This window comes from Geodermatophilus sp. CPCC 205761, assembly GCF_051383655.1.
Taxonomy (GTDB): Bacteria; Actinomycetota; Actinomycetes; order Mycobacteriales; family Geodermatophilaceae; genus Geodermatophilus.
This window is the reverse complement of sequence record NZ_JALPKQ010000016.1, coordinates 1-17,686: the sequence shown is the minus strand read 5'-3', so window position 1 is coordinate 17,686 and position 17,686 is coordinate 1. Positions and strand designations below refer to the sequence as shown.

Sequence of the window (17,686 nt, the reverse complement as noted above, 5' to 3'; positions counted from 1 at the left end):
GTGCCTACGATCCTCGGCGTGAGCCAGGTGACGGAGGGCGTGGACGCGGCGGCCGGCGCCGGGGTGGGGACGCGACCGCAGCACCTGCTGCTCACCCTGCTGGGCGACTTCTGGTACCACCGCACCGAGTCGCTGCCCTCGACGGCGCTGGTCCGCCTGCTGGCCGAGTTCGGCGTCACCGAGCAGAACGCGCGCGCCGCCATCAGCCGCCTGGCCCGCAAGGACCTCCTCGTCGCCACCCGTCAGGGCCGGCGGACTGCGTACGCGCTGAGCGAGGCCGCGCACACCACTCTCCTCGAGGGGACTCACCGGATCTTCCGGTTCGGCAGCGATCCGCAGCCGTGGGACGGCCGGTGGACGATGGTGGCCTTCTCCGTTCCCGAGGAGAACCGCTCCCTGCGGTCCACGCTGCGCACGCGCCTGCGGTGGCTGGGGTTCACCGCGCTGTTCGACGGCGTGTGGGCCGCGCCGGGCGATCACAGCAGCCAGGCCGACGCCCTGCTCGCCGAACTCTCCCTGAGCACCGCCACCATCGTCGTCGGCACGGCCTGCGGGCCCGCCGACGGCGACCCGGCGCGCGCCTGGGACCTCCAGGAGCTGGGCGACCGCTACGCCGACTTCCTCGAGGACTTCAGCCGGGTCGCCGACCGAGTCCACGCGGGCGAGGTCACCGATGCCGAGGCGCTGGTGCTGCGGACGACGCTCATCGACGTCTGGCGCACCTTCCCCGCGCTCGACCCCGAGTTGCCGGCCGAACTGTTGCCCGCGAAGTGGCCGGCACGCCGGGCCCGTGAGCTGTTCACCGACGTCTACGACACCCTCGGCCCGCAGGCCACCCGCCGCTTCCGGGAGCTCGTCGCGGTCGACGACCCGAGGGCCGCGCTGCTCGCCCGGCACCACACGTCGGTGGAGGCCCTCGCCGAGGACTGACCCCGGCGAGAGATCCCGCGCCTCAGTCTCCGGTCTGGGCGACGAGGTCGTCCGTGCTGACCTCGGTCTCGATCAATCCGTCCGCGAGGGCCAGCTCGACGAGACGCTGCGTCGACTCGGCGTTCACCTCCGGCTGCCAGCGCGGCAGGGTGATCTGCTCGATGACCTCCGGCGGGATCTGGGTGTAGGTCCCGATGATCGCCCGAGCCTCGTCGGGGTTCTGCTGCGCGTACTCCGCCGACCGGGCGACGGCGCCGGCGAAGCGCTCGACGAGGTCGGGGTTCTCCTGCAGCGTCTGCTCGGACGTGAAGTACGCGGAGGCCATGAGGTCCGGCGACACGTCGATCCAGTTCCACGCGACCGGCACGGCCCCCTGGGCGAGCGCGCCCGTCAGGAAGGGCTCGACCACCCAGATGGCGTCCACCTGGCCGTTCTGCAGCGCCGCGCCCATGTCGGGGAAGGGCAGCTCGACGAACTGCACGGCGTCCGGGTCCCCGCCGGCCGCCCGGACGGACTCGCGGATGGACGTGTCCCCGATGTTGCTCAACGTGTTGACCGACACCCGGCGGCCGGCCAGGCCCGCGGCGTCCTGGATGTCGCTGCCCGGCGGCACGACCACCGCGCCGTAGTCGGCGCCCACCTCGCCGGTGCTGGAGCCGCCCGGGGCGATGATCTTCACCGGCAGGCCCTGACTGCGCGCCACGATCAGCGACGTGGGGTTGCTGAACCCGAAGTCCAGCTCACCGCTGAGCACGCTGGGAACGATCGCCGCGCCGCCCTGGGCGATCTGGAACGTCAGCTCGATCCCCTCGTCGGCGAAGAACCCCTGCTCCTGTCCCAGGTAGATGGGGGCCAGGTCGACGAGGGGGAGGACACCGAGCGAGACCTGCGTGACCTCACTCCCCCCGGTGGTGGCTCCGCCCTCCTCGGACGACGACCCACCTCCGCAGCCGGCCGCGAGCAGGCAGGCCGCAATGGCGGCCGACAGGGCCTTCGGGATGCGCATGAGGACTCCTCGTTGATCCACCACGGATGCGCCGAGACGGCGCCCCCGAAAGGTAGACACCAACCTGGCCGATCGTCAATGCGCTAGTCAAGAGTTGCGGGCGGCGTGACCTGCGTCGCCACACCCTCCCGTCGGCGCACCACGGGGCAGGCCAGGTCAGCCGCCGCCGGTGTCGATCCCCGGGAGCTGCAGTTGGACCCGGTAGCGCGCCCCGGGTGCAGGCCCGCCAGCCGGGCGGACCCGGCGGCCAAGCGCCCACCGCGACCGGCGCGTACAGGGCGTCGCCCAGATCCGGCACAACGACGCCGTGCAGGTGGTTGTGCGGGTCGGGGAGGGACGCCGGCTGGCCGGCTCGGCGTGACGGCAGGCCGGCTTCGTCTCCACCACTCGGGCGTGCCCTCCCATGCCAGTCCGGTGCTGAGTGAGGGCACCCCGACGGCGTTGGACACAGCGCGCCACGAGCCTTCTGCGTCGGACCCCGGGGGGTCCGGCACGCGCACGGACCGGCAGTCCAACAGTCATCGAGCTGCGTCCAGGGATCGCCTCCCCCTCGGGAGGAAACCGTAGGACCGCAGCAGAATCGCAACGCACTGCCCGGCGGCTTCCTCCAGTTCTTCTCCAGTGGATCTGGCGGCCTGCTCCCGTCGTTGTCGATCGACGTGACCGTGCCGGACTCGAAGGGTGCTCCGAACCCTCGTGACAGAACCCGAGCGCGCTCCATGGCAGGGCGGCCGAAGCACCACCGGGGGATGCGGCCGATGGTTGCGCCCGCCGGGCGAGGACCGTCGCCAGAGCGGCGCCTCGCTCCGGTCAGGGACGAGCAGACGACGAGGGATCCGACCGGTCGGTTCCGGCGAGCGCCCGCTGGACCGCTGCCAACCACAGGGTGACGGCGTGCGCGCCGGGGTCGACCCGACCGACGGCCCGCTCGCCCACGTAACTGGCGCGGCCACGGCGAGCGACCAGGCCGGCCGTCGCCGTGGCGCCGTCACGGGCGGCCTCGACCGCCGCGGCCAAGGCCACCGGCCAGGCGCTGGCAGCCTCCGCGGCCAGGGCGCGGGCGGCCGGTACGAGTGCGTCGACCATCGTGGCATCCCCCGGCTCGGCTCCCCCGAGTTCCATGACGCCGTCGACGCCGGCCGACAGCGCGGCGGCCCAGTCGGCCGGCTCCGGCTCGGGAACGGCCTCCAGTGCCCCGGCCGCGCGCAGGAGGAGCACCGCGTACAGCGGGCCGGAGGTGCCGCCCACCACCCGCCTGACGACCGCGGCCATGGCACGAAGAGTCGCAGCGGGGTGCTCGCCGGGCAGGCGATCCAGCGCGTCAGCAAGGGCCGTGGCCCCCCGCTCCAGGCTGGCGCCGAGGTCACCGTCGCCCACCTCGCGGTCCATCGCGGTCAACTCCGGCTCGGCGTCGGCCAGCGTGGCCGCGACCGCCACGACGGCCCGTCGCAACGGCGAGTCCTCGGGGACCGGGATGTGTCCGTCGTCCGTCGAGACGACCGGCGCCACGGACGGTTCGGCGGTGACGGCGACCCGGCCCTGGCCGGCCGGTGGCCACGCGGGCGCGGCGGACGGAGCGTCCAGCCAGGCCAGGACGGTGTCGTCCACGGGCAGCACCGACAAGGAGCAACCGGCCATCTCCAGCGCGGTCATGAAGGTTCCGACCCAGGCCCGCTCCACGGTCACACCGACCGAGCGCAGCCGGGCGAGCGCTGCCCGCGCGACGATGGACAGCTCCATCGGTGGGGTCCCACCCAGGTTGTTCACCAGCACCACCGCGCGGTCGCCGGCGCGGATGCCCCGGTCGCCCAGGATCTGGCCGAGCAGCCGATCGACGATCTCGTCGGCGGGGCGGTTGTCCGTCCGCTCGACCCCGGGTTCGCCGTGGATCCCCAGGCCCCACTCGATCTCGTCCGGCCCCAGGTCGAACCCCGGCGCTCCGGCGGCCGGCACGGTGCAGGCCGAGAGGGCCACTCCCATGGTGCCCACGGCCCCGGCCACCGCGGCGGCCGCCGCGGCCACCTCGGCCAGCGGCCGGCCGTCCTCGGCCGCGGCGCCGGCGACCTTGTGCACGAGGACGGTCCCGGCCAGGCCGCGCCGGCCGGCGTTGCGCCCGTCGGCCGCCAGCGCGACGTCATCGGCCACGACCACCACCTCGACCGGGATGCCCTCCTGCCGGGCGATCTCGGCGGCGAGCCCGAAGTTGAGCCGGTCACCGGTGTAGTTCTTCACCACGAGCAGGACGCCGGCCTCGCCGCCGACCACCCGGATCGCGGCGAGCACCGCGTCCGTCGACGGGGAGGTGAAGACGTCGCCGACGACGGCGCCGGAGAGCATGCCGGCCCCCACGAAGCCCGCGTGCGCCGGCTCGTGCCCCGCCCCGCCGCCGGAGAGGACGGCGACCACGCCGCGCCGTCGTTGCTCCTGGGCGTCGGCGCGGACGATCACACCCCCCTCGAGCAGCGTGACGCCAGGGTTGGTGAGCGCGACCCCCTCCAGCATCTGGGGGACGACGTCGGCGGGCGCGTTGACGAGCTTCTTCACGGTTCCCCTCCGGGCGGGTGCTGTCGTCAGGCCGGCGTGACCGAGACCGGCAGCGACGTGTAGCCACGCAGCCAGTTCGAGTACTTGATCTCCGGCTCGCCGGCGGGCTCCAGGCTGGCCACCTTCCGGGCGACCGCGGAGAGCACGCACTCCGCCTCCAGGCGGGCGACGAGCTGGCCGACGCAGGCGTGGATGCCCGCGCCGAGTGCCATGTGCCCGGAGGCCCGGCGGGTGATGTCGAAGCGGTCGGGGTCCTCCCACCGGTCGGGGTCGCGGTTGGCCGCGGCGAGGAACAGCAGCACCTTCTGGTCGGCCTGCAGCTCCACGCCGGCCAGTTCGGTGGCGACGGCGGTGGTGCGGCCGATGATCGGACTGGGCGGCCTGTGCCGCAGGGTCTCCTCGAAGGCGTGCTTGGCCAGCACCGGCTTCTCGCGCAACAGGGCCCACTGGTCGGGGTGGTGCATGAGGGAGTCCAGCGCGAACCCGATGCCGAAGACGGTCGTGTCGATGCCCGCGGACAGGAAGGTCCGGACCAGCAGGGCGGCCTCCTCCTGAGTGATCTCGCCCGCGTCGGCCGCGGCGTAGAGCCCGGCGCCGATGCCGTCGTCGGACAGCGCCTCGCGCCGCATCTGCCACGCCACGTAGTCGGCGGCGTCGCCGGCCCGGTCGACGGCCTCCTGCCACAGCTCGTTGGGCGGGCCCATCGACTGGAAGTTGACGTCGGAGTACGGCAGCAGGTGCTCGCGGCCCTCCGGGGCCAGCCCGACGGCATCGGGCAGCACGGTCAGCGGGAACCGCTCGGCGAGATCCACCGCGGCGTCGAACGTGCCCCGCGCCAGGAGCTCGTCGACGAGGTCGTCCGCGGTGGCGGCGAACTGCACCCGCAGCTTCCGCATGACCTGCGGCGAGAGCGCCTTGGTCATGACGGCCCGGGCCCGGGTGTGCTCCGGCGGGTCCTGGTCGAGGATGACGCTGGGACGACGCCACGTCGCCTCGTGCTTGATGTTGGTCAGGCCGGTGCCGGCCGAGGAGATGTAGGTCTCGTGGTCCTTGAAGACCTGCTCGACCAGGGCGTGCCGACCCACCGCCCACACGCCGTACCGGCTCAGCCAGACCACCGGGCCCGTCTCCCGCACGAGCGTGTCGAAGGGGATGGGGTCGGCGAGCACGGCGCGGGAGAACGGGTCCCCGTCCAGGACCGGGGCGGTCACGGGCAGCGTGGTCATCGTGCAAGCACCTGTCTCGGGTGGTTCGACACCTGTGGCGGGAGCGGTGCCGGTCCCCGCGCCGGCGGCTGCGGGGAGCGGCACCACGCGTCAGTGGTCGGCGAGGATGCCGACACCGGGTCACCGACCCCGGGTATAGCCGGTTTCGATCGCCCGCACACCCTGCACGGCCTCGTCGGGGACCTCGTACAACTGGTCGTCCCACCGGCGCCGGTCGACCGAGCCCCGCTCGACACGAGGGCCGAGGCCCTCCTAACCTCGCCCGGGCAGGCGGGCCGGGAGTAGGGGGACGGGATGCACCGGACGGGTGACCGCGCGCGCCTCGGGCTCGGGCTCGCCGCCGTCGGCCGCCCGGCGTACATCACCGCCGGCCGGGACGCCGACCTGCCAGCCGACCGCTCCCCCGAGGGCCTCCGGCGCCGGGCGCACGAGCTGCTGGATGCCGCGGCCGACCTCGGTGTCGACTACCTGGACGCCGCCCGCTCCTACGGCCGGGCCGAGGAGTTCCTCGGGTCGTGGTTGCCCGGCCGGGTCACGCCACCGCCCTTCGTGGCGAGCAAGTGGGGATACCGCTACACCGCCGACTGGCGTATCGACGCACCGCAGCACGAGGTCAAGGACCACGGTCTCGCCATGCTGGAACGGCAGTTCGAGGAGTCCCGAACGCTGCTCGGGGCCCATCTGCGGCTGTACCAGGTGCACTCGCTCACCCTGGACAGCCCGCTGTGGCAGGACCGCGCCGTCCTGCACGGGCTGGCGCGCATCCGGACCGACGGGGTGGAGATCGGGTTGTCCACGTCCGGCCCTGCGCAGGCCGCGGCCGTCCGCCGCGCGCTCGACGTCGTCGTCGACGGTCAGCCGCTGTTCAGCAGCGTGCAGAGCACGTGGAACCTGTGCGAGTCCTCGGTGGCACCAGCGCTCGCAGAGGCACATGCGGCCGGCTGGCGGGTGGTGGTCAAGGAGGCGCTGGCCAACGGCCGGCTGACCGATCGGGCGGCCGCCGCCAACGGTGGACTGGCCCACGAGGCCCGCACGCACGGTGTCACCGTCGACGCGCTGGCCCTGGCGGCCGCACTGGCGCAGCCATGGTGCGACGTCGTCCTCAGCGGCGCAGTGACCGTGGCGCAACTGACCGCGAACCATCAGGCCCTCACCGTGCGCGACATCCTCGACGCGCAGGACCTCGGGCTGACGCTGGGCATGCAGCAGGACCCCCGCGAGTACTGGGACGGTCGCAGCCGCCTACCGTGGCGATGAGTCGTGGTTCCCCGCGCCCTGGTCGCCGGCCCGCCTGCGACGTCCGAGCCGTGGCCCGGTGCTGTGGCCGCCTCGGCGGCGCCTCCGACGGGGTCATTGCCTCTGGCCGAGGCGGCAGTCGCGCGCCGCTGTCACCTCGAGGACGCGTCCAAGGTCGACATCTCCGAGGAGTCGGGCTCAGCCGATCCAGGTGGCCCGGCTGCTGGACCGGGCCCGCGCGAGCGGCCTGTTCGGCCGACCCGCCTCTGACCTGCGGATCAGCTGTCGGGCTGACAGGATCTGAACCTGCGACCCCGTGACCCCCAGTCACGTCCGAGGGGTCCACCGCCGTCCGCCCGGGTGCCATCCGGCCACATCAGAAGCGGGCGGCGTGCGCCGTCGTCGCTCTCGGTTCGCCGCCGTTCGGAGCGCGTTGCTCTTCCGGTTGCTCTACCGCTCCACGCGCTTCTGCCCGTCCCGTTGGCCCTCCCGTGGTTGCCGTCTCAGGGGGTATCCGAGGTGCCGCGCGACGAGGACAGCGGCTGTGGCCGTGCCCACCCTGCCGGCCGCGCGGCTTCCCCCGGGGCCGTCGGCACCGGAGCGAAGCAGCGCAGCGCAGCCACCGCGAACCGGCTCAGAGTCGAGCGGTTTGGTTCCCTTGCGCCACACGGCCCGGTCGTGTGCCGCTCAGACGACTGAGCAGTGCTCGCAGGCCCCGCTGGGTGGTCGACGCCACGGGTTCCACCCGGGCCAGGCGGTCGTAGTCGTCGGCCCAGCACTGCGCCGGGTACGGCTGGCCCGGGTAGAAGCGGCGGTGGAACTCGATCATCGCCCGGTCGGTCGCAGCCTGCCAGATCCCGTCGTCCCAGCCCGAGCGGTTGTAGTCCCGAGACGGCACCTCGGCGACGCACCCCCGCCAGATCAGCCACTGCTGGATGTTCTGCACGAACGGCCGCTCGCGGACGTAGTAGCCGCCGTGGCTGCGAGCCGGGCCACGGATGTTGCCGTAGTAGTGCCCGCGCGGCAGGTCCCAACCACGTCGCGGCGGAGCGCCCGGGACCACGACCGGCGGCGGCACCGGTGGCGCGGACGGAGGGGGGAGGACTCCGCCTCCGGCCGCCTTGCCGAGGATGCCCGGGATCTGGCCGACCTTCGCGGCGCCGGGGCAGAGCTTGCCGATCACGCTGGACCAGCGCTCACCGCCCGGCTGCAGCCACCCGGGCACCGCGCCGACGCCGCGGGAGTGCTCGATCCCCAGCCGGTGCGGGCCCCAGCCACGCCGGCCGGGTCGACTGTCGGGCAGCAGCTCCAGCGGCACGCCGTGGATGGCGCGGGCCCAGCGCATGATGTCGGCGAGCCGCTCCTCCTGGGCCGGGGTCCACAGCTCGCTCTCGACCTGAGCGCTCGAGCCGGTGCCGCCCTGGGTCTCGATGGCAATCGCGTCGTCGTTGGCCTCGACGTCCGCGAACGCCCGAAACGCGGTGTCCACGTACTGCTCGCAGTAGCCGTCCTTGGCGACGTAGAAGTGCCAGGTGTTGCCGTTGAACGGTGGCAGCGACCGGCGCTCGGAGACGGCGACGTGCAGGATGCCGCGACCCTGCTCGGTGCGGGGGGTTCTCCCGCCGAAGTCGGTCGGCTTGAAGACAGCTCCGGGGTAGATGGCCACGGGTCCTCCAGGGTCTCGGCCATGGCCGGTCGCGGCCGCGACCGGCGAGGAACAGCACGCTTCATCGCCCGAGGCCCACGGCCGAAGCCGACCGCCCGGGGCGTGTCCTGCGGATCGTCTGAGCGGTCGGTGATGATGCGGTTGCGATGGTGGGGCGCGGCGCCTGAGAGCACCGGGCGACGACCGGTCGGCCTGCACGCCGGCCCACGGCAGGGGATCAGCCAGACACATCTCCGCCCGGGTCGGTGCGCCCTCCCCTGCCGCGCGGGCCACCGATGGACGAGGCGTCACCCGCGATCGTCTCGTTGCTCCCGGTCCCGTCGTACAGGTACTGCAGGCGCTGTTGCGCTTCGCGGACCTGATCGAGTTCGGCGGTGAGCCGCAGCACGTCGAGGCGGAGGGCGAGTACCCGTTCCACGTAGGGAGGGATCGTGGGCTCAGAGGTGCCGTGCCGCCCGGCCGCCACCGGGGCGTGACTCGCCGCCGCGTGCCGCTCCAGGGCGCGCTCGTGGACGACCGGGGAGGGGCTGACGGACACGCGAGCGGAGCGCTCCGCGATCCGCTTGCGCAGCGCTACGGCCAATGGCCGGTAGGAGCCTCGGAACTCGGCACCGGGTCGTCCCGGAACAAGCGGCACGCCGTTCGCGTCGATGAACGTCGCCAGATTCGCCGACAGGCTCTCACCGCGCTCGTCCCAGGGCGTGGAGGTGGACCACGACCACATGTACACGCCGACGTACCACATCGGCTGCCCCGGCACGTCCCCCCACAACTCTGAGGACCGCGAATCCGTATCGACCCCGATGAGGTCGAGCCAGCGTTCGAGCCTGGGGAGGACGACGTCTCCGCCAGGGCAGGACGCCGCCAGGAGCTTGGTGAGGTCCGCGACCTCGAGCTCGGCCCCTCGCTCGTCCGTCCACTCGCGCTCGTGCTGTTCGGTCGACGACGTTGCTCCGGCCGGATGACCCGTGACGTCCGGGGAGCCCGGCGAGGGAAGGGTGGCCCCGCCCCGTCCTGTGCTCTCCGGGTGGCCGGCGCAGGAGGGGTCGTTGCACCTCCCGCATCGAGCCAGGAGTTGGACGCCCTCCCCGTCGATCACGTGGTCCGCACTCACGGTCTCCCCGAGATCGTCGTGGTGGGCCGACCGGCCACGGGGTCGGGGAAGGCCGACGCCGCGACTCGGCGCCGGTTCCGATCCCCGGCTCGGATCGAAGACCGGGCATGTGACGGCGGTCCACGAGCTCCCGTCGAACCACCGCTCGGTCCGTGGGTACTGCTCGTGTGACAAGGGATCCGGATAGAAGCCGGCGGCCTGCGGGGCGGAACCCCGGTTCGTGTCCGGAGCCGAATCGGGACCGGGCTGCGCCGCCACGGGAGTTCCATCCACCAGCAGCCGACGCTGCGCGTCACGTGGTCGTGGAACGGCGCGGGCGACGCCGCGCCGCGGCCGCAGCAGCCGTAGCCACAGGTCCCGGCCGGCGAGAAGCCAAGACGCCGCGAAGGCCCAGACGGCGGCGGTCTCCGCCGCGAACAGCAGGGAAAGCGGCCCGGGGTCGACCGCCCCGTACTGGCCGAGCCCCGCAGCGGCGACCGACAGCAGGACCACCGCACCACAGAGGCCGTGGACGTACGCCGCGGAGAGGTTGCCGCCTTGGGCGCGCTCCCGCCGGGCGAAGAGGAAGGACAGGGCGGCCAGCAGCACGAAGCACCCGCCCGCGGCGATCAGGTGGAGTTGTTCCGTCCGGACCTCGCCGAGCAGCTGCTCCATCGGCGAGCAGCCGGACAGCGCGGGTGTGCTGCCGCACCGGGGGGCTCCGGCGGGGATGCCAGGCCGCCCGATCGGGAGAAACACCACTCCGAGCAGAGCCAGTCCCGCAAGCAGGCTCAACCAGAAGTCCCACGTCCACGGTCGCCCCGCGAGGTAGGTCGCCAGCAGGACGGCGATGATGCACAGAGCGCCGACGAACACGTCCTGCATCGAGGTGTGGTAGTAGGAACTCAGCGAGCTCTCGATGTGCACACCGCCGCCCCGGACCCAGCTCTCCCCGGCGATCAGGACGAGGGGCAGAAGGATGCCGATCGCCCCGACCGCCGTTCGGATGAGCAGGTACGAGCGGACGTAGAGCACCGCCGGATCGCTGCGGTCGGACAATTCACGAGGGCGGGGCAAGGTGTCCGGGCTCGACTGACGCATCGCACCTCCGCATCGGCTCCCCCGGCCGGTGTGCGCGGGGGAGCGCCAGTTGGGAGATGACCGCGTCTCGCCGCCGCCGGGCACACGGGAAGAGCCAGAGGGCGTCGACGGCGCGGCCATCTCACTGCGGTCATCGCTCGGACACGGCTCAGGGATACGCCCACGGGACCAACTGCCCCAGGCGTCACAGCTGTCCCGCATGCCCCGGGCGTGCGGTGGGGTGAGCGCCGGGCCCGCGACAGCCGCTCGGGTTCTCCTGAGAGTCGAGCGAGTCGGCGGGCGACTGGATCGGCGGGAGTGGCTGCATCGAGGGGATGGCCGCGCCGCCCAGGGTCTCCGAGGTCTGGCTGCACATCATCCGGTCGCCGACTGGTCGCTGCTGGTCTGGCCGTCCACCACGCCGTCGTCGATGTCGGCCTGGCGGACCCAGCGGCGCACCGACTCGACGGAGATGTCGAAGTCGGCGGTGACCTCGGCCTGGCTCGAGTCGCCTCGGCGGGCGACCCGCACGAAGTCACGCTTGGACTCCGGCGGGCACTTCTTCGGCACAGCGACATCCTTCCTGCGGGACCAGGTCCACAAAACAGATGTCAGCCAAGAGCGCTGCAGTCCCCCCAACCGGGTCGGCCGTCGCGCTGGCCGAAATCGTCGGCGGCGGAGCCGATCGTGGCCAGCACCAATCCGCTGGCCGCTCTGGCCGGCACGCTTCTGATTTCCCGCGGCAGCGGGCAGGGTCGCTGCTCCAGGCGTTTCAGAGCGGGGCGTCCGCTGACCGACAGCCCATGCCGAACCTCACTCCCCCTGCCCCACCCGGCCGCCCGCCGCCGCGCACCGAGTCCTCTCCCCGCCCCGCAGCACGCCCCGGTGTCGGCGGCGGGGCGACCGCCTCGCCCGTCGCCGGGCCGCAGGCCTCCCCCACCCTGACCGGTGGGCCGTCCTCGTGGTCGGGCCTCGGTGCGCTGCTGGGCAGCGCCGGTGAGCGGGCACCCGCCGACGCGTTCACCCTGGGCGTTGGTCGCCTCCGGCGCCGGCCGGGACGCGAGCGATCACCAGGTGGACCTGTCCGGCAGCTGGGCGCTGCCCGCCGACATGGCCGCCACCCGCGGCTCCAGCGTCATGCGCACCGTGGACAGTAGGAGCAGGCTGCGGTGGAGCGGCTACTGCCCTGCTTTGAGGAGCTGGCCTCCAACGCGCTCCGCCACGGACGCCCGCCGTCGTTCTCGACGGTGAGCCACCGGGGGCACGAAGAGCGGCGGCAGGTCAGGGTCGGTGGTTGCGGCGTCGGATGGTGATGATCCCGGCGACGACCAGCAGCAACGGAATGATCAGTCCCCACATGAGCCAGCCGTTCATCGGTCGCCCCTTCTTGTTCTGTGTGAGTACGAGGCCGCCTCTGACGCGCCTGCTCGTGACTGTCAGCCTGCGCCGGATCTCCGCGCACGGCGTCACCCCACGAGGAGGACCGCGCTCTTACCGCGCCTGGAGCCACACCCGCACCGATGTGCCGGCTGATCGATCCGTACCGCTCGGTGGGGCCCACGCGCGTCGTGGAGAGACCTCTTCCGGTGCCGGGTCCCGGCAGCCACTGCTGGTGGCGCTACAACGCCTACTGCCAGGACAACGAGCTCACCTGGCTGGACTGGGGCTGGCTCCACGAGGAGGACGATCGCCGGGCGCTGGTGGAGTTCACCCGCCGGCTGCTGGAGCTGCGCGCCGACGAACCGGTGTTCCGGCGCCGGGGGTTCTTCCAGGGCCGTCCCCTCTCCGGTGGCACCGGTGAAGGACATCTACTGGGTCAACCCCGAGGGTCGTGAGATGCAGCTCGACGACTGGGGCACGCCGCTGCAGTGCAGCGGCGTCCTGTTGGTCGGTGAGGCGATCGGCGAGCTCGACGAGGTGGACCTGCCCATCACGGGCAACAGCTACCTGCTCCTGCTGAACGGAGCCCCCACGCCGACCGAGTTCCGCATGCCCGACCGGCTGGCGGCCCTCGACATGCGGGTGGTCCTCGACGGCACGGCCAGCGACCGGGAGGGCACGTCCGTCAAGGACGCGCTCGACCTCGAACCGCACTCGGCCGCCGTGCTTCAGGTCAGCCGCCCCTCTGCCGACGCCAGCCCCCCGTAGGCCGACGTCTACACGGTCGGCGCCACCCACCGCCGTGCAGCCGGTGGCCTCCCCAGCCCGGTAGGCCACCGATCCGACCGGAGGCCGGCGAAACCGCGGACGCCCGGTCCGCTCGAGGCGCGGCCGGAGTGTCGCACGCCGACGAAGCGCTCGTCCGGAATCGTGCGGATCTCGCACCCCGCCGACACCTACGGCTGACCGGCCCTCGCTGCCCGGCGCGATCCGCGGATCACCCTCCGGAGGGGAGGCGTCGGCCGGGACGCCTCCCTACCGTCCCCGTCCGACGAGCCCCTCGACTCCGGAGGCCAGGTGTGGACCCGACTCCCGAAACTTCCTCGCCCGTGCGGCCGGCGGTCGACGCGGGCCGGCTGTGGGCGGGCGGTCTCGCCACCGCCGTGGTGGCCGCGCTCGTCGCCCTGGTCGGGGTCCTCGTCGCGGAGGGACTGCTCGACGTGAGCATGGTCGAGCCGCCGCTGCTGCCGATCGGCGACTCGTTCCCGGTGCGGTACGCGCTCACCGCCACTGCCCTGGCGCTGGTCGCCACCGCACTGGCGCACCTCTTGGTGCTGACCACACCCCGCCCGCGCGCCTTCTTCTCCTGGATCGTCGGGCTGGCCACGGTGGTCGGCGTCGTCCTGCCGTTGACCGAGGACGGGTCCCTCGGCGGCCGGCTCGCGACGGCCCTGGTCGACCTGATCATCGGCCTGTGCGTGCTGAGTCTCCTGTCGTCGGTGCTGGCACGGACGGCGAGCGTCCGCCGACCGCCGCCCGGCGGGCGACCGGACCCGCGGTCCTACCGCTGACCGTGGACAACGGGGTGAGCGGGCCCGCGGCCTCCCGCTTTGGCTGACCGTCGTACTCGGCGTTGCCGCCTCGACCGTCGCCGTGGGCATCCACGCCGCCCGCCGGCTGCTGGGACTCGTCGCCCAGGCGTTCGTCCGACCGCCGTCGCCCACCCCCCTCGTCGGTGCGCTGATGCGCCGCGGCATGCGGCGAGGGCTCGCCGTCGCGGTGGCCGTGATCCTGGTCGACGGAGGGCTTCCGCGCGGCCTCCAGGCGCGGTTCGGCGGAGCGCCGCCGCGCTCCCGACCAGGGGCACGAGTGCGTAGGCGAGGACGAGGACGCCTGTCGCTGGGGCGAGCTCGTCACCGTCGGCCCACTGCGAGTCCCCACCACCGCCGAGGAGAGCCCCTGTTGCCGGCAGCCCGGTCGGGCAGTGACCTCTAGCACGGAAGCGACCACGCCGTCCCGGCGGGGGCGCTGGCTACGTATGGCCCGCGCGACCAGGGCACTCCTCGGTCGAGCGGTCCCCGAGCGATGGGGTGGTAGCAGTTCGCCGGCTCGGGGTGAAGGCTCGCGGTCTCGTAGCCGCGGATCACCACGCCGCAGTGGAGGCAGGAGCTTCCGCGCGCCGGCTTCAACGCGCGTTCAGCATGGGGTGGCCATCGACCTGATGATCACCACGATCATGGCTGTCCGGCCGGCGCGCTACGTTCCGACCATGTCCACTAAGCCGCGCACACCGCGCCCCTCCCCCACTTCGGGAACTGGCGGTGGGACGGCTCCCACTTCACGGTGCCCAAGTCCCCCGTCGAACACGGATAGCTGAGGGACTCCCGGACCCGATCCGACACTGCCAGGGCGGCTGCGGGGCGTTCGCACGTGTTCACCGAAGGTCGTCTCAGCAGTCAACGGCGACCGACGACGTCAGCCATCCGCCGCGAACGACCGTGCACAGCACCGTTGGCCACCGTCGTGGCACCACGCGGTGGCCGCCTGATCGGGTGCGCGTCAGCGACGAGCATTCGAGCACGATGGCAGTGGGCGATGTCATCGGAAGACGCCGAACCCCCGACCCGTGATCAGGTCCGGGGTTCGGCGTCTGGTGTGAGCCGAGGGAGCGGTCTGCCTCTGTCACCCGAGCAGCAAGACCCCCGCCAACGAGACACCCGCGACGAGCAGCGTCGACAACGTGGCCACGATGAGCACCGGGCCGCTGCGGCGGAACAGCGTCTTGATCTGCACCGCCGCTCCCATGCCGAACAGTGCGGCGCCGAGGGCGGCGACCTGCACCTGGGAGATCGCGGCGAGCGCACTCTCGGGGACCATCCCGGTGCTGCGGAAGGCGACGCAGGCGAGGAAGCCGAGCACGAACAGCGGCACGATCGGCGGCCGCTTGCCCTCGGTCTTCTGGCCGGCCAAGCGCTTGCGGACGCTGACGGTGGCGACCACCGGGGCCAGCATCAGCACCCGGGTCAGCTTGACCACCACGGCGATGGCGACGACGCCCGCTCCGCCCGCGCCGGCCGCGGCGACCACCTGGCCGACCTCCTGAATACTGGCCCCGGCCCAGATGCCGAACTGCTGGTCGGTCAGGCCCAGCGGGCCCGCCAGCAGCGGCAGCAGGACCATCGCCAGCGTGCCGAACAGGGTGACCATCGCGATGCCGACGGTCACGTCCTCCTCGTCGGCGCCGGCGGTGTCCTCCATCGCCGCGATCGCCGAGGCCCCGCAGATGGCGAAGCCGGTGCCCAGGATCAGACTGCGTGCCGCGCCCAGTCGGACCCGGTTGCCCAGCCAGGTGGTCACCACCAGCGTGATCACCAGGGTAGCCGCGACCAGGCCGATGGTGCCGAGGCCGAGCGCGGCGATCGAGCCGAAGGAGACCGAGAAGCCGAGCAGCACGATCCCGACCCGCAGCAGTCGCTTGGTGATCTTGCCCAGCGCCTGCCGCGCCCCGGCGGGCAGCAGCCGGGTGTTGCCGGCCAGCATGCCCAGCGCGACCGCCCAGGTGAGCACGCCGATCGCGGGAACGAACTGGTGGGCCAGCATGGCACCGCCGAGCCCGAGACCGGCGGCGAGCAGCCCGGTCCACACCTTCCGGCGGGGTGCCGCGACGGGGGTCGCGACGGCCTCGTCGATGTCGTTCTCACGCACGTCCTCGCGGGTCAGAACGGCGGTCATCGGGTGACCGAATGAGCGTTGACCTTGGCGAGGCTGCGCAGATAGAACTTGCGACCGATCAGCAGGGCGATGAGCGCGCCGACGGCCACGATCGGAACGATCTTCATGGCGCCGACCAGGCCGAACTTGTCGGCCAGGATGCCGGTGACCAGCGGGCCGGCCGCCAGGCCGAGCAGGTTGTTCGCCAGCGTGAGCGTGCCCAGCGCCGTGGCGCGGATCGACTCGTGGGTCAGGTTGGAGACCATCGCACCCGCCGGGCCGGAGGTGCCGGCGGCGAAGAAGACGCCGACCGCCAACAGCAGCAGCTGCGCGCCACCCGGATTCAGCGAGAAGCCGACGCCGAGGCAGACCAGGGAGGCCGACGTGTAGACGATGGCCGTCGTCCACTTGCGGATCGCCACGGTCCGGCTCAGCCGGTCGGTGACCGCGCCGCAGACGATCATGCCGACGCCCATGAAGAGGATCGCGATCGCGGCGACGCCGGCGGCCTTGTCCGGTGCCAGGCCGTAGGCACGACCCAGGTAGCTGGGCAGCCAGGCGAACAACGAGCCGGCGATGAACAGCTGCAGACCGCTACCGACGTAGGCGGCGATGACCGATGGGGTGCTGAACAGGCTGCGGAGCTTGGCCCGGCCGCCGGGGGCCGCCACCGGCTGGCCGTCGGTGGGGCTGGCGACGCGGTGCGCCTCGAGCTTCTTGTCGCTGATCAGCGCCCGGTAGGCGACGACGAGGACCAGGCCGAGGATGGCCATGGCGGCGAATGACCAGCGCCAGCCGAACTGGACGGCGAGGGCACCACCGAGGGCGACGCCGAGCACCGAGCCGAACGAGCCGCCGGCCATGAAGGCACCGGTGAGCGAGGCCCGGCGGTAGACCGGGAAGACGGCCAGGACGACGGCCAGGCCGACGCTGCCGTAGGCGGCCTCACCGACGCCGATGAAGACGCGGGCCAGCATCAGCTGCTCGTAGTTGGCCGCGACGGCGGAACCCGCGGTGGCCAGGCTCCAGATGACGGCCATGAGGACGATCGAGCGGACCCGGCCCCATCGGTCGCCGAGCAGGGACAGGGGGACCGCCAGCACGCCGACGGTCAGCGCGACGACGCTGGTCAACCCGCCGAGTTCGGTGTCGGTCAGGGCCCATTCCAGCTTCAGGAACGGGAAGACGGCGGACAGCACCTGCCGGGACATGTAGTCCGACAACAGCAGGGCGAAGGTGAGGGCGAAGACGAGCCAGGGGAAGTACTTCCGGGCCCGGGGGGCCGCATGGGTCGAGGGCAGGTCGACGACCCTGTCGTCCACCCTCTCGGTGATCAGGGTTGCCATGACGAAGCTCCAGTTCGACGAGTCGATGTGCGATCCAGGTGCCGCCCGGACGGGCGGCGGGTCGAGAGGGTCGACGTCGAACCGTGTGTTCGTCATCGACATGGGGGGTGCGGGCGCTCATCAGAGGAGAGCCCGCACCCCCCGTCGGGCGGTCGGGTGGCCGCCCATCAGGAGTGCCGGTCAGGCGGTGCCGGTCAGGCGTGGTGCAGGAAGCCCCGCTGGCCGGGGCGGCGGTTGGGCGGGTAGCCGAGCTTCGCCAGCGCCTCGTCGGCGCTCCCCCAGTACTCGCCGAGCTGGTAGATCTCGCGGGCTTCCTTGCCGGTGGCGACCTCGCGGCCGAGCTCGCCGGCGATCCGCACGAGCTGGCGGACGGCGTCGGCGGAGGTGAGCTTCTCGCCCAGCCGTCCCCAGAGGGTGTCCTCGTTGCCGCAGCGCGGGTGCAGGCCCATCGCGATCGCCATCGTGTTG

The 17,686-nt window shown here is 72.8% G+C and carries 14 protein-coding genes; 5 read left to right on the top strand and 9 right to left on the bottom strand.

Annotation, left to right across the window (positions count from 1 at the left end):
• The first annotated feature begins 18 nt into the window (after nt 1–18).
• The gene (locus tag MY526_RS11860) at nt 19–930 is read left to right on the top strand and encodes a PaaX family transcriptional regulator (protein ID WP_436691832.1); all 912 of its coding nucleotides are present in this window, start codon (nt 19–21) and stop codon (nt 928–930) included.
• Nucleotides 931–952: 22 nt separating this feature from the next.
• Here MY526_RS11860 and MY526_RS11855 read toward each other — a convergent pair whose 3' ends face one another.
• From MY526_RS11855 to MY526_RS11845, 3 genes are all read right to left on the bottom strand, one after another.
• Complete coding sequence (locus tag MY526_RS11855) at nt 953–1,936, bottom strand: ABC transporter substrate-binding protein (protein ID WP_436703939.1); 984 nt, start codon at nt 1,934–1,936, stop codon at nt 953–955.
• Nucleotides 1,937–2,746: 810 nt separating this feature from the next.
• A complete protein-coding gene (gene dhaL, locus MY526_RS11850; RefSeq protein WP_436691830.1) occupies nt 2,747–4,480 on the bottom strand; it encodes a dihydroxyacetone kinase subunit DhaL in 1,734 nt (577 codons plus the stop codon).
• A 26-nt stretch (nt 4,481–4,506) separates the two neighbouring features.
• Nucleotides 4,507–5,706 carry a cytochrome P450 gene (locus MY526_RS11845; RefSeq protein ID WP_436703938.1) on the bottom strand — a complete coding sequence of 400 codons (1,200 nt, stop codon included), beginning with the start codon at nt 5,704–5,706 and terminating at the stop codon, nt 4,507–4,509.
• A gap of 294 nt (nt 5,707–6,000) precedes the next feature.
• On the opposite strand from MY526_RS11845, the gene MY526_RS11840 reads away from it, so the two are divergent.
• Nucleotides 6,001–6,963 (top strand): aldo/keto reductase, encoded by a 963-nt coding sequence (locus tag MY526_RS11840; protein WP_436691828.1) that lies wholly within the window; start codon nt 6,001–6,003, stop codon nt 6,961–6,963.
• A 613-nt stretch (nt 6,964–7,576) separates the two neighbouring features.
• On the opposite strand, the gene MY526_RS11835 is transcribed toward MY526_RS11840, so the two are convergent.
• From MY526_RS11835 to MY526_RS11825, 3 genes are all read right to left on the bottom strand, one after another.
• On the bottom strand, nt 7,577–8,608 hold the full coding sequence (locus MY526_RS11835) for a peptidoglycan recognition protein family protein (protein WP_436691827.1): 1,032 nt from the start codon (nt 8,606–8,608) through the stop codon (nt 7,577–7,579).
• A gap of 217 nt (nt 8,609–8,825) precedes the next feature.
• Nucleotides 8,826–10,802, bottom strand: a complete 1,977-nt coding sequence (locus tag MY526_RS11830) for a DUF2510 domain-containing protein (protein WP_436703937.1) — start codon at nt 10,800–10,802, stop codon at nt 8,826–8,828.
• Between the two features lie 354 nt (nt 10,803–11,156).
• Nucleotides 11,157–11,351 (bottom strand): transposase, encoded by a 195-nt coding sequence (locus MY526_RS11825; protein ID WP_436703936.1) that lies wholly within the window; start codon nt 11,349–11,351, stop codon nt 11,157–11,159.
• Nucleotides 11,352–12,367: 1,016 nt separating this feature from the next.
• Here MY526_RS11825 and MY526_RS11820 point away from each other — a divergent pair.
• The 3 genes from MY526_RS11820 (at nt 12,368) to MY526_RS11810 (ending at nt 13,732) form a co-directional block, all read left to right on the top strand.
• Entirely contained in the window at nt 12,368–12,616 is a 249-nt protein-coding gene (locus MY526_RS11820) for a hypothetical protein (RefSeq protein ID WP_436691824.1), read from the top strand.
• Nucleotides 12,579–12,929, top strand: coding sequence for a hypothetical protein (locus MY526_RS11815; protein WP_436691823.1), 351 nt, complete (start codon nt 12,579–12,581; stop codon nt 12,927–12,929). The genes MY526_RS11820 and MY526_RS11815 overlap by 38 nt, the downstream gene beginning before the upstream one ends.
• A gap of 341 nt (nt 12,930–13,270) precedes the next feature.
• The gene (locus MY526_RS11810; RefSeq protein WP_436691822.1) at nt 13,271–13,732 is read left to right on the top strand and encodes a DUF6069 family protein; all 462 of its coding nucleotides are present in this window, start codon (nt 13,271–13,273) and stop codon (nt 13,730–13,732) included.
• Nucleotides 13,733–14,843: 1,111 nt separating this feature from the next.
• Here MY526_RS11810 and MY526_RS11805 read toward each other — a convergent pair.
• From MY526_RS11805 to MY526_RS11795, 3 genes are all read right to left on the bottom strand, one after another.
• On the bottom strand, nt 14,844–15,893 hold the full coding sequence (locus tag MY526_RS11805) for a YeiH family protein (protein WP_436703935.1): 1,050 nt from the start codon (nt 15,891–15,893) through the stop codon (nt 14,844–14,846).
• Nucleotides 15,890–17,218, bottom strand: coding sequence for an MFS transporter (locus tag MY526_RS11800; RefSeq protein WP_436703934.1), 1,329 nt, complete (start codon nt 17,216–17,218; stop codon nt 15,890–15,892). Before MY526_RS11800 ends, MY526_RS11805 begins: the two co-directional genes overlap by 4 nt.
• Nucleotides 17,219–17,412: 194 nt before the next feature.
• A partial coding sequence (locus MY526_RS11795) for a 3-keto-5-aminohexanoate cleavage protein (protein ID WP_436703933.1) occupies nt 17,413–17,686 on the bottom strand: 274 nt, incomplete at its 5' end.